This window comes from Streptomyces sp. NPDC088194, from assembly GCF_040702025.1.
Classification (GTDB): domain Bacteria; phylum Actinomycetota; class Actinomycetes; order Streptomycetales; family Streptomycetaceae; genus Actinacidiphila.
Map to the genome: position 1 here is coordinate 47,583 of NZ_JBFBIV010000002.1, position 12,469 is coordinate 60,051.

Consider the following 12,469-nt stretch of genomic DNA (forward strand, 5'->3'; position numbering starts at 1 on the left):
CTGAGTGCTGCCCGCGCACTGCCCCAGGCGCGGCCCCGGGGAAGCCCTGGCGGACGGACGGCTCGGGCGGACCGGAACGGACCGTTCGGGCCCTGGTGGACAGAACCGACCACTTCAGGGGGTCGGAGCACCCATGGGACGCAGTGGAGTACGGTCGGGCTGAAAGGGGCCCGGAGCGGCCGGAACCCGAAGCGCACAGTGCATGACGAAAGGTCCAAGTGACCCGCCCAGGCGTGATCCGCACGACCCCGGAAGGCCAGCCGGACCCCTTCCGTACCGCTTCCCTGCGCCAGGCCGTGCTGACCGCGTGGTCCGCGTCCGCCGCGCGGTTCCGCGAGGACGCCAACGCCGAGGAGGACCTCGCGCTCGGCGGTCACCGCGACCGGCTGATCGTGGAACTCGCCCAGAACGCCGCCGATGCCGCGACCCGCGCCGGCGTCCCCGGACGGCTCCGGCTCACCCTGCACGACGCCGACCCCGGCGCCGCCGACGGCACCGGTTCCTCCTTCGCCTGCCTCGCCGCCGCCAACACCGGCGCCCCGCTGGACCCGGCCGCCGTCGAGTCGCTGTCCACGCTGCGCGCCTCCGCCAAGCGGGACGACGCCGCGGAGGCGGTCGTCGGCCGCTTCGGCATCGGCTTCGCCGCGGTCCTCGCGGTCAGCGACGAGCCCGCCGTGCTCAGCCGCAGCGGCGGAGTGCGCTGGTCGCTCGGCGAGGCCCGCGCGCTCACCGCCGACATCCCCGACCTGGTCGAGGAGTTGCGCCGCCGCGACGGCCATGTCCCGCTGCTGCGGCTGCCGTTCCCCGCCGAGGGCAGCGCCCCGGACCCGTACGACACCGTCGTGGTGCTGCCGCTGCGGGACGGCTCCGCCGAGGATCTGACGAACCGTCTGCTCGCCGCCGTGGACGACGCGTTGCTGCTCGCGCTGCCCGGTCTGGCCGAGGTCGTCATCGACACGCCATCGGGCGTACGGACGTTGACCCGGCGTCAACTCGACGGCGGTGACGTGCTGATCGAGGACAGCTCCCGCGACGCGCCCGCCCGCTGGCGGGTCGACGCGAGTGGCGGCGAGCTGACCCCCGAACTGCTCGCGGACCGCCCGGTGGAGGAACGCCTGCGCCCGGTCTGGTCGGTGACGTGGGCGGTGCCGGTGGACCCCGAGGGCGCCCCGGCCGCGCCGCGTACCGCGGGCGTCGTGCACGCCCCCACCCCGACCGACGAGCCGCTCGGCCTGCCCGCGCTGCTGCTGGCCACCTTCCCGCTCGACCCGACCCGGCGGCACACCGCGCCCGGACCGCTCACCGACTTCCTGCTGGACCGCGCCGCGGAGTCGTACGTGCGGCTGCTCGCGGGGTGGCGGCCGACCGGCGCCGGCGTGGTGGACCTGGTGCCCGGACCGCTCGGCAAGGGCGGCCTGGACGCCGAACTGCGCCGCCGGGTCCTGGACGCGCTGCCGCGGACCCCGTTCCTGCCGCGCGCCGTGGAGGCCGGTGCGGCCGCGCCCGAGGCGGGCGGCCCCGCGCCGGACCCGGACGCCTGGGACGACGGCGGCCGGCTCGCGGGGGAGGGGCACGCGCTGCGGCCGGTGGAGGCCGAGATCGTGGAGGGCGCCACCGCCGAGGCGGTCCGGGTGCTCGCCGAAGTACTGCCCACGCTGCTGCCCGCGAGTCTCGAACGGCGTCCCGCGCTGCGCCAGTTGGGCGTCCCCCGGCTCTCGCTCGCCGACGTGGTGGACCGGCTGGCGGGTGCCGAACGCCCCGCCGACTGGTGGTGGCGGCTCTACGACGCCCTCGCCGGCACCGACCCCGACGTGCTCAGCGGCCTGCCCGTCCCGCTCGCCGACGGCCGTACGGTGGTCGGCCCGCGTCAGGTGCTGCTGCCGGTGCCCGGTGGCGGCGACGAGGACGCCGCCGGCGGTTCGGGCCGGGGCGAAGACGCTTACGGCGTGGGCGACTTCGACGGCTCCGGTTCCGGCTCCGGCTCCGGCTACGGTTCGGGTTCCGGCTCCGGCTCCGGCGAGCGCGCCGGCGGTGTGGACCCGGCGGTGCTCGCCCGGCTCGGCCTGCGGGTCGCCCACGCGGACGCCGCCCACCCGCTGCTGGAGAAGCTGGGCGCCGCCCCCGCCACACCGCGCGCGATCCTGACCAGCCCGCAGGTGCGGGCCGCGGTGGCCGCCTCCCTCGACGACGACCGGGTCGCCTGGGACGACGAAACGGGCCTGGACGCGGAGGAGTTGGCCGACGCGGTGCTCGCACTGGCCCGGGACGCGGGCCTCTCGCCCGGTGACGAGCCGTGGCTGGCCGGGCTCGCGCTGCCCGACGAGGACGGCGAACTGGCCCCCGCGGGCGAGCTGGTGCTGCCCGGCAGCCCGCTGGAGTCCGTGCTGCGCGAAGGCGAACTCGCCGCCGTGGACGCCGACCTGGCCGACCGCTGGGGCGAACAGCCGCTCACCGCAGTGGGCGTGCTCGCCACCTTCGCGCTGGTCCGCGCCGAGGACGTGGTGCTCGACCCCGACGACCTCGACCCGCGTGACACCGACTGGGCGGAACCCGACGACGTCGGGCTGCTCGACGCCGTCGACGTGTGGTGCGAGGACGTCCTCGACCAGCTTCCGGAGGCCGACGTGCCACCGGTCGCCACCGAGGTGATCGGCGTCCGCGACCTCGACCTGGTGGACGACGACGCCTGGCCGCAGGCGCTCGCGCTGCTCTCCCGGCCGCCGCTGCGCGACGCGGTGACGGCACAGGTCCGGGTCCTGCTGCCGGACGGCACCACCGAGTCCGTACGGCCTTACGCGGCCTGGTGGTTGCGCGATCACCCGGTGCTGGGCGGTCGGCGCCCGGTCGGCCTGCGCGCCGCCGGCGGCGACCGGCTGCTGGCCGGGCTCTACGACGAGGCCGAGACCGACACGGCCGTGGACGCGCAGGTGCTGCGCGCGCTCGGCGTGCGCACCACGGTCGACGCGCTGCTCGCCGAACCGGGTGGCGGCGCCGAGCTGCTCACCCGCCTCGCCGACGCCGACCGCCCCGTCACCGCGGCGCAACTCCACGTTCTGTATGCCGCGTTGGCCGAGCTCGACCCCGAACAGGTCACCCTGCCGGACGAGTTGCGGGCGGTGCGGGACGGCGAGGTCGTGGTGGTGGATGCCGCCGACGCGCTCGTCGCCGACGCGCCCGACCTGCTGCCGCTGGCCGGCGGGCTGCCGCTGCTGCCCGTACCGCCGCGGCTGGCCGCCGAGTTGGCCGAGCTGTTCCAGGTCCGCCGGCTGAGCGAGGCGGTCGAGGCGGCGGTGATCTCGGACGGCGAGCCGCACGACGTCCTGCCCGCCGTGCACGACCTGCTGCCCGGCGCTCCGACCGGCTACGTCGAGCACGAGGAGCTGCTGCTCACCGGCGACGTCGAGGTCGACTGGCGCTGGGTGGACGGGGTGCTGCACGGCGCCACCGTGGAAGGTGTCGCGGCCGGGCTGGCCTGGGCGGCGGGCCACTGGGAGCGCCGCTTCGAGCTGGCCGCGCTGCTGGAGGACCCGACCCGTACCGAGGAACTGGCCCGGGCCCGCTGGTTCGACTAGGCCGCAGCAGCCGCCACCGCCGCACGGCCGCCGACGCCCGTGCTTTCGTGACGGCGCCGCGACCCGTACGTCCGTGACGGCGCCGCGACCCGTACGGCCCCGGCGCCGTCACGGACGTACGGGTGTTCAGGCGGCCGGGTGTTCAGGCTTGGGCGCGGGTGTCCCGGCGGCGGACCCACGCCCAGCAGAACTCCAGCACCACCCCGCCGGCCGCGGCGATGCCGACCGCCGACCACGGCACCTCGTCTCCGATGAGCTTCAGCGCGAAGAACCGCTGTAGCCACGGCACGACCAGCACCACCAGGAAGCCCAGCACCATCGCGAACACCAGCGCGACCCGCCACCAGGTGTAGGGGCGGGCGACGATCGCCAGCACCCACACCTCCATCAGGAACAGCGTCAGCGTCGCCGCGCTGGTCTGCGCGTCCAACGCGCCGGCGCCGGAGTAGTGGTGGCGGGCGAACAGGTACGTGGCGAAGGCCGTGAGGCCGCAGATCACGCCGGCCGGGGTGGCGTAGCGCATCACCCGGCGGACGAAGTTCGGCCGGGCCCGCTCCTTGTTCGGCGCGAGCGCCAGGAAGAACGCCGGCACCCCGATGGTCAGCGTCGACAGCAGCGTCAGGTGCCGCGGCAGGAACGGGTACGGGATCTGCCAGAACACCACCAGCAGCGCCAGCAGCACCGAGAACACCGTCTTGGTGAGGAACAGCGTGGCGACCCGGGTGATGTTGCCGATCACCCGCCGCCCCTCCGCGACCACGTAGGGCAGCGTGGAGAAGCTGTTGTCGAGCAGCACGATCTGGGCGACCGCGCGGGTGGCCTCGGACCCGGAGCCCATCGAGACGCCGATGTCCGCGTCCTTGAGGGCGAGCACGTCGTTGACGCCGTCGCCGGTCATCGCCACGTTGTGCCCGCGGGACTGCAGCGCGCCGACCATGTCCCGCTTCTGCTGCGGGGTGACCCGGCCGAAGACGGCGCCCTCGTCCAGCACCTGGGCCATCTCCTCGCGGCCGGCCGGCAGCCGCCGGGCGTCGACCGGCCGCTGGGCGCCGGGCAGCCCGAGCTTCGCGGCGACCGCGCCGACGGACACCGCGTTGTCGCCGGAGATCACCTTGGCGTGCACGTCCTGCTCGGCGAAGTACCGCAGGGTGTCGGCCGCGTCGGGTCGCAGCCGCTGCTCCAGGACCACCAGGGCCGTCGGGACGACCGCCTGGGCGGCGAGCGGGTCGTCCAGCTCCCGGTCGGTGCGGGACAGCAGCAGCACCCGAAGTCCCTCGTCGTTCAGCCGGTCCACCTCGGCCAGTGCCTCGTGCCCCTCGGGCAGCAGCACGTCGGGCGCGCCGAGCAGCCAGCGGCTGGTGGTGCCGTCGGGCTCGGTGAAGGCGGCGCCGCTGTACTTGCGGGCCGAGCTGAACGGCAGGGTGCCGGTGCCCCGCCAGTCCTCGGCGGACTCCGGCGGGTAGGCGTCGATGATCGCCTGGAGGCTGGCGTTGGGGTGCGGGTCGGACCGGCCGAGGGCGGCCAGCACCCGGCCGGTGTGCTCCTCGTCGGCGCCGTCGAGCATCCGCAGCTCGGTGACGTCCATGCCGCCCTCGGTGAGGGTGCCGGTCTTGTCCAGGCAGACCACGTCCACCCGGGCCAGGCCCTCGATCGCGGGCAACTCCTGCACCAGGCACTGGCGTCGGCCCAGCCGGACCACGCCGATCGCGAACGCCACCGAGGTGAGCAGCACCAGGCCCTCGGGCACCATCGGGGTGATGCCGCCGACCGTACGGCGCACCGCCTCGCGCCAGTTGTGGTCCTCCACCGTGAACTGGCTGATGATCAGGCCGATCGCGGTCGGCGCCATCATCCAGGTCACCCACTTGAGGATGCGGCTGATGCCGTTGCGCAGTTCGGAGTTGACGAGGGTGAAGCGGGACGCCTCGTCCGCCAGTTGCGCCGCGTACGCCTCCCGGCCGACCTTGGTGGCGGTGAAGGCCCCGCCGCCGGCGACCACGAAGCTGCCGGACCGCACCTCGTCGCCCGCGTGCTTGAGCACCGGGTCGGCCTCGCCGGTCAGCAGCGACTCGTCGATCTCCAGGCCGTCCGCCTCGGCGAGCCGGCCGTCCACCACGACCTTGTCGCCGGGGCTCAACTCGATCAGGTCGCCGAGCACGATCTGCGAGGTGCCGATCTCCGCGGCCGTGCCGTCCCTGCGCACCATCGGCTTGGCCTCGCCGATCACCGCGAGGCTGTCGAGGGTGTGCTTGGCGCGCAGCTCCTGGAAGATGCCGATCGCGGTGTTCGCCACGATCACGAATCCGAACAGGCCGTCCTGGATCGGCCCGACCACCAGGATCACCAGGAAGAGCCCGCCGATGATCGCGTTGAACCGGGTGAAGACGTTGGCCCTGACGATCTCGCTGACCGACCTGGACGAACGCACCGGAACGTCGTTGACCTCGCCCCGCTCCACCCGCCGCGCCACCTCGGCGCTGCTCAGCCCGGGCTCGCGGGCGGGTGCGATGCCGGGGTCCGTACGTTCCGTCATGGCTCGACGGTACGTGGCGGGCCCGGCTTCCACCCGTTCACCCGTGTTGCGGCTTCTCCGGGTCGGTGGTGTCCGATGCGGCCGGGGCCTGGCCGGAGGCGTCGGGGGAGGCGGGGGCACCGGGGCCCGCGGCCCGCGCCCTGGCGATGGCGTCGCGCCGGGCCCGTACGTACATCAGGCCCAGCAGCCCGCAGGCGCCGCCGGCCAGGCAGGTCCAGATGAACCAGGTGTGCCCGTGGTCGGAGTACCAGCCGTAGAAGGGCAGCTGCACGAAGAAGAGCACGAACCAGACGATCACGCCCACCGTGATCGTCGCGACGTCGTTGGCCTCCAGGGGCTCGGGGGCCTCGCGCAGAGGGGTCCGCTCCTTGCTCATGGGGTCATCGTATGCGGCCCGGCAGGGGGCGGGGGCGGGCGGGGTCGGCCCGAGTCCATGGGCTTCTACGCGCGGAGATAGCGTCCGGTTTCCTGTTTGTTCATACTGAAACGGTCACTGGTTGACCGAAAACACTCGTATGATCGCCCAATCCGTGGCGATAAAAGCACCCTGAGGACCCGCATGTCCCCCACGGCCCCCGCTCCGGTCGACGCGCGCCCGCCCATCGGTACCCCGCCCGCCACCGGCCTGGACCGCTACTTCCGCATCTCCGAGCGTGGCTCCTCCATCCCCCGGGAGATCCGCGGCGGGCTGGCCACGTTCTTCGCGATGGCGTACATCATCGTGTTGAACCCGATCATCCTGGGATCGGGCACCGACAAGTTCCACCACCACCTCCAGGGCGGGCAGCTCGTCACCGCCACCGCCGTGACCGCGGCCTTCACCACCCTGCTGATGGGCGTGATCGGCAACGTGCCGGTCGCGCTCGCCGCCGGTCTCGGCGTCAACACGGTGGTCGCCCTCCAGCTCGCGCCCCGGATGAGCTGGGCCGACGCGATGGGCATGGTGGTCCTGGCTGGCCTGGCGATCATGCTGCTGGTGGCGACCGGCCTGCGGGAACGGGTGATGAGCGCGGTGCCGCTGGGCCTGCGCAAGGGCATCGCGATCGGCATCGGCCTGTTCATCCTGCTGATCGGGCTGGTCGACTCCGGCTTCGTCACCCGCATCCCGGACGCCGCCCACACCACGGTGCCGCTGCAGCTCGGCGGCAACGGCCACCTCACCGGCTGGCCGGTGCTGATCTTCGTGCTCGGCACCCTGCTGACGCTGTCGCTGATCATCCGCAAGGTCTCCGGCGCCATCCTGATCTCGATCGTCTCGATGACGGTGCTCGCAGTGGTGGTCGACCTGATCGCCGACGTGCCCGCCGCGAGCTGGGGACTGACCGTCCCCAAGTGGCCCGGCAACCCGGTGGCCACCCCCGACTTCGGCCTGGTCGGCAAGGTCAGCCTCTTCGGCGGCTTTCACCAGGTCGGCGTGCTCACCGGCATCCTGTTCGTCTTCACGGTGCTGCTGTCCTGCTTCTTCGACGCCATGGGCACGATCCTGGGCGTCAGCGACGAGGCCGGGCTGCTGGACAAGAAGGGCGACCTGCCCGGCATGAGCAAGGTGCTGATGATCGACGGCATCGCCACCGCCGCGGGCGGCGCGACCTCCTCCTCGGCGAACACCTGCTTCGTGGAGTCGACGGCCGGCGTCGGCGAGGGCGCCAGGACCGGTCTGGCCAGCGTCGTGACCGGCCTGATGTTCGTGTTCGCGCTCTTCCTGGCGCCACTCGCGGAGATGGTGCCGGCGCAGGCCGCCACCCCCGCGCTGGTCGCCGTCGGCTTCCTGATCCTGTCCGGCTCGATCCGGGAGATCGACTGGAGCGACTTCACCATCGCGGTGCCGGCGTTCCTGACCATGGTGCTGATGCCGTTCACCTACTCCATCACCAACGGCATCGGCATCGGCTTCATCACCTTCTGCCTGCTGCGCACCGTGGCCGGCCGGTGGCGCGAGGTGCCGATCGCGCTGTACGCGGTGGCCGCGGTCTTCACCTTCTACTACCTGATGCCCGCGCTCGGCCTGGTCTGAGGCCGGCCCTGGGAGCGGGTCCGCCGTGCCGCCGGGTCGCGGGCGGCGGGGCCCGGCCCGGCGGGTGGTTCCTGCCCGGGCCGGGGTGCGGCGGCGTAGAAGCGGTCGGTCTCCTCGACCGCCGTCTTGAAGCGTTCGTCGAAGTCGTCGCGAATGAGCGTCCGGACCACGTAGTCCTGGGCGCTCATTCCGCGTCGGGCGGCATGGTCATTGATCCGGTCCCACAGCTCTGCGTCTATCCGGAGGCTGAGCACTCTCGATGCCATGCGACCACCGTCGCCGCACAGCGCGGCCGCGCGTGTCGCTTTCGGCGCGAATCTCACCCGTACGGGTGAGTTGCGGGAGCTGCGGGGTTCGGGCCGTGAGTGACGGGCATCATTCGCACGCAGGTGTACTTAGCCAAAGTAATGAGCTAGGCTAACGACCGTGACCGAACTGTCCGAGGACGACCGCGCCGCGGTGAGCGAAGTGCGGGGCGCGGTGATGCGGCTGTCGCGCCGGCTGCGCCACCAGCGTGTCGACGAGTCGCTGAGCCCCACCGAGATGTCGGTGCTGGCCACCCTGGCCCGCTGCGGCTCCGCCACCCCCGGGGAGCTGGCCCGCAAGGAACATGTGCAGCCGCCGTCGATGACCCGCATCGTGGCGATGCTGGAGGGCAAGGGGCTGGTCCGCCGGGAGCCGCATCCCGACGACCGGCGCCAGGTGGTGGTGAGCCGCACCTCGCAGGCCGAGGCGATGCTCGCCGAGAGCCGCGACAAGCGGAACGCCTGGCTCTCCGAGCTGGCCGAAGGACTCACCGACGAGGAGCTGGCGATCCTGCGCCAGGCCGCCCCCGTCCTGGAGAAGTTGGCACACCTGTGAACCGCAGGTCACCGCGCGACCCGCGCGTGACCGCCTGCGCGGCGTGCCCTCAAGGGCCCGCCGCGCTCGAATGACCCAAGGAAGGGCAGGCGAGTACCGATTGAGTTCGGCAGCCGGACCAGATACCGCAACCGAACCTGACCGTCCCGCCGCTAAGACGGGCACTTTCAGCTCCCTCAAGATCCGCAACTACCGGCTCTTCGCGACCGGCGCCGTGATATCCAACACCGGCACCTGGATGTCGCGGATCGCCCAGGACTGGCTGGTGCTGAGCATCACCGGCTCGTCCTTCGCGGTGGGCATCACCACCGCGCTGCAGTTCCTGCCGATGCTGCTGTTCGGCCTGTACGGCGGCGTCATCGCCGACCGCTACCCGAAGCGCAAGATCCTGCTGGCCACCCAGCTCGCCCTCGGCCTGCTCGGTCTGCTGCTCGCCACCCTCACCCTGTCCGGCGTCGTCCAGGTGTGGCACGTCTACGCCATCGCCTTCCTGCTCGGCATGGTCACCGTCGTCGACAACCCCACCCGGCAGACCTTCGTGGTGGAGATGGTCGGCCCCGACGTGGTCCGCAACGCCGTCTCCCTCAACGCCGCGAACTTCCAGGCCGCCCGCCTCGTCGGCCCCGCCGTCGCCGGTGTGCTGATCACCGCCGTGGGCAGCGGCTGGGCCTTCCTCATCAACGGCCTGTCCTTCCTCGCCCCGCTCACCGGCCTGCTGCTGATGCGCACCTCCGAGCTGCACAAGATCGAACGTGCTCCCCGCGGCAAGGGCCAGCTCCGCGAGGGCCTGCGCTACGTGGCGGGCAAGCCGGAGCTGATTTGGCCGATCGTGCTGGTCGGCTTCATCGGCACCTTCGGCTTCAACTTCCCGATCTGGCTGTCCGCCTTCGCCAACAAGGTGTTCAACGCGGGCGCCGGCACCTACGGCCTGTTCAACACCCTGATGGCCGCCGGCTCCCTGATCGGCGCACTGCTCGCCGCGCGCCGCACCCGCACCCGGCTGCGGATGCTGGTCGCCGCCGCCCTGCTCTTCGGCCTGCTGGAGATGGTGGCCTCGGTCGCCCCGGCCTTCTGGCTCTTCGCCATCCTCCTGGTGCCGATCGGCGTGTTCGGCCTCACCTTCAACACCACCGCGAACGCCACTGTCCAGCTCGCCACCGACCCGGTCATGCGCGGCCGGGTGATGAGCCTGTACATGATGGTCTTCGTGGGCGGCACCCCGATCGGCGGCCCGGTCATGGGCTGGGTCACCGACACCTTCGGCGCCAGGATCGGCTTCCTGTCCGGCGGTCTGGTCTCCGCCGCCGGCGCGGCCGGTGTCGGGCTGGTGCTCGCCCGGGCCGGTGGACTGAGGCTGCGGGTGAACCTGCGGGCCGGCCGCGACAAGAGCCGCCCGCTGATCGCCTTCGTGCCCCGGGAACCGCTCCCCGATGTGCCGGCCGAGGCGGGCACCGCGACGGCGGGTCCGGCGCCGGACGACCCGGCGGGCTCCGACCCGGCGCGCGCTGCCAGTGCCAGTGCCGGTGCCGAAGACGCCCCCGGGCAGAGCACCTCGACGCCGGGCTCCTCGGAGCGAGGCGCCCCCGAGCGAGGCGCCCCCGAGCGAGGCGCCGGCGAGCGAGGCGCCGGCGACCAGGGCACGCCCGGCACGGACCCGAGCCCGTCCGGCAACCGGCTGACCTCCGCGGCGTGAGGCTCTTCACGGCGGTCCTGCCGCCCGCCGCCGCGGTGGCCGAACTCACCGCCGCGCTCGCACCCCTGCGGCGCCTGCCCGGCGCCCAGGACCTGCGGTGGACCGTCGCCGGGGGCTGGCACCTCACCCTCGCCTTCCTCGGTGAGGTGCCCGACGGCGTACGTCCCGAACTCGACGAACGTCTCGCCCGCGCCGCCCGCCGGCACGATCCGCTCACCCTGCGGCTCGCCGGCGGCGGCCACTTCGGCGGCAGCGCCCTGTGGATCGGCGCCGAGGGCGACCTGCCGGCCCTGTCCCACCTCGCCGCGTCGGTCCAGGCCGCGGGCCGCCGCGCCGGGGTGCCCCACGACGCCGAGCGGCACGCCTTCCGCGCCCACCTGACGATCGCCCGTGTCCCGCGCTCCACCACGGTGCCGCTGCGGCCCTTCGCGGACGCCCTGGCCGCCTTCCGCGGCTCGCCCTGGACCGTCGGCACCCTAGCCCTGGTCGCCAGCGTCCTTCCGAGCTCCGGCGTACCGGGCGAGCAGCCCCGCTACGACACCGTGGCCACCTGGCCGCTCGGCCGTACCCCGGGCCCGGGCGGCGGACCGGCTCCCACGGACGGCTAACCTCGAAGCGTGGACCCCAAGACCCGTACCCGTGTGATGACCGCCGCCTTCGTCCTGATGCTGGCGGTGGTGGTCGTGGCCGCCGCGGTCCACTGACCCCGGCGGCCCACGCACACTCCTGGGGCGAGTCCGCGAGCGCCGCCCGCGCGCCCGCTTCCTTCGCCGTCAGGGCTACCAGGCGAAGGACTCCGGGGACGGCCCGGGGCCGGGGAAGATCTCGTCCAGGGACGCCAGGAACTCCTCCGACAGCTCCAACTCCACGGCCCGCAGCGCCGAGTCGAGCTGCGCCTGCACCCGCGGACCCACGATCGGCCCGGTCACGCCCGGCCGGGTCAGCAGCCACGCCAGGCCCACGTCGCCGGGGTCGACGCCGTGCTTGTCGCAGAGGTCCTCGTACGCCTGGATCTGGTCGCGCTGCTGCGGCGACTTCAGGGCGTCCGCGCTGCGGCCCGCGGTGGAGCGCGCCCCGCCGCCCTCGCGCTGCTTGCGCAGCGCCCCGCCGAGCAGGCCGCCGTGCAGCGGCGACCACGGGATCACCCCGAGGCCGTAGTGCTGCGCGGAGGGGATGACCTCCATCTCCGCGTCCCGCACCGCCAGGTTGTACAGGCACTGCTCACTGACCAGGCCGAGCGAGTTGCGCCGGGCCGCTGCTTCGTTGGCCTGGGCGATGTGCCAGCCGGCGAAGTTGCTGGACCCGGCGTAGAGGATCTTGCCCTGCTGCACCAGGACGTCGATCGCCTGCCAGATCTCCTCCCACGGCGTGTTCCGGTCCACGTGGTGGAACTGGTAGATGTCGATGTAGTCGGTGCCGAGCCGCTTGAGGCTGGCCTCCACCGCGCGGCGGATGTTCAGCGCGGAGAGCCGGTCGTAGTTGGGCCAGTCGGCGTCCTCGGCCGCCATGTTGCCGTAGACCTTGGTGGCCAGCACGACCTTGTCCCGGCGGCCGCCGCCCTGCGCGAACCAGCTGCCGATGATCTCCTCGGTGCGGCCCTTGTCCGCGCCCCAGCCGTAGACGTTGGCGGTGTCGAAGTAGTTGATCCCGGCGGCGAGAGCCGAGTCCATGATGGCGTGGCTGTCCGCCTCGTCGGTCTGCGGACCGAAGTTCATCGTGCCGAGAACCAGGCGGCTGACCTTGAGGCCGGAACGTCCGAGCTGTGTGTACTCCATAGCCTCAAGCCAAGCTCTTGG

8 protein-coding genes and 1 pseudogene are annotated in these 12,469 nt (G+C 73.1%); 5 read left to right on the forward strand and 4 right to left on the reverse strand.

Translation table 11 applies throughout. The features are described 5' to 3' along the window. Nucleotides 1-233: 233 nt before the first annotated feature. On the forward strand, nucleotides 234-3,572 hold the full coding sequence (locus AB0399_RS01160; protein ID WP_366409841.1) for a molecular chaperone Hsp90: 3,339 nt from the start codon (nucleotides 234-236) through the stop codon (nucleotides 3,570-3,572). A gap of 142 nt (nucleotides 3,573-3,714) precedes the next feature. Here AB0399_RS01160 and AB0399_RS01165 read toward each other — a convergent pair whose 3' ends face one another. After that, nucleotides 3,715-6,105 (reverse strand): HAD-IC family P-type ATPase, encoded by a 2,391-nt coding sequence (locus AB0399_RS01165; protein WP_366409842.1) that lies wholly within the window; start codon nucleotides 6,103-6,105, stop codon nucleotides 3,715-3,717. A 37-nt stretch (nucleotides 6,106-6,142) separates the two neighbouring features. Next, on the reverse strand, nucleotides 6,143-6,481 hold the full coding sequence (locus tag AB0399_RS01170; RefSeq protein ID WP_366409843.1) for a DUF2530 domain-containing protein: 339 nt from the start codon (nucleotides 6,479-6,481) through the stop codon (nucleotides 6,143-6,145). 183 nt (nucleotides 6,482-6,664) lie between these two features. On the opposite strand from AB0399_RS01170, the gene AB0399_RS01175 reads away from it, so the two are divergent. Continuing rightward, nucleotides 6,665-8,119, forward strand: coding sequence for an NCS2 family permease (locus AB0399_RS01175; RefSeq protein ID WP_328465137.1), 1,455 nt, complete (start codon nucleotides 6,665-6,667; stop codon nucleotides 8,117-8,119). Here the strand turns inward: AB0399_RS01175 and AB0399_RS01180 are convergent. Continuing rightward, nucleotides 8,089-8,385, reverse strand: a complete 297-nt coding sequence (locus AB0399_RS01180; RefSeq protein WP_366409844.1) for a hypothetical protein — start codon at nucleotides 8,383-8,385, stop codon at nucleotides 8,089-8,091. The genes AB0399_RS01175 and AB0399_RS01180 overlap by 31 nt on opposite strands. Before the next feature lie 217 nt (nucleotides 8,386-8,602). On the opposite strand from AB0399_RS01180, the gene AB0399_RS01185 reads away from it, so the two are divergent. The 3 genes and pseudogenes from AB0399_RS01185 (at nucleotide 8,603) to thpR (ending at nucleotide 11,281) form a co-directional block, all read left to right on the forward strand. Continuing rightward, entirely contained in the window at nucleotides 8,603-8,980 is a 378-nt protein-coding gene (locus tag AB0399_RS01185) for a MarR family transcriptional regulator (protein ID WP_328474191.1), read from the forward strand. 70 nt (nucleotides 8,981-9,050) lie between these two features. Further along, nucleotides 9,051-10,397 (forward strand): annotated as a pseudogene (locus AB0399_RS01190) (MFS transporter); the annotation flags it as partial. 272 nt (nucleotides 10,398-10,669) lie between these two features. Further along, the gene (gene thpR, locus AB0399_RS01195; RefSeq protein ID WP_366409845.1) at nucleotides 10,670-11,281 is read left to right on the forward strand and encodes an RNA 2',3'-cyclic phosphodiesterase; all 612 of its coding nucleotides are present in this window, start codon (nucleotides 10,670-10,672) and stop codon (nucleotides 11,279-11,281) included. Between the two features lie 171 nt (nucleotides 11,282-11,452). Here the strand turns inward: thpR and AB0399_RS01200 are convergent, their stop codons facing one another. Next, nucleotides 11,453-12,448, reverse strand: coding sequence for an aldo/keto reductase (locus AB0399_RS01200; RefSeq protein WP_329368261.1), 996 nt, complete (start codon nucleotides 12,446-12,448; stop codon nucleotides 11,453-11,455). Between the last annotated feature and the right edge of the window lie 21 nt (nucleotides 12,449-12,469).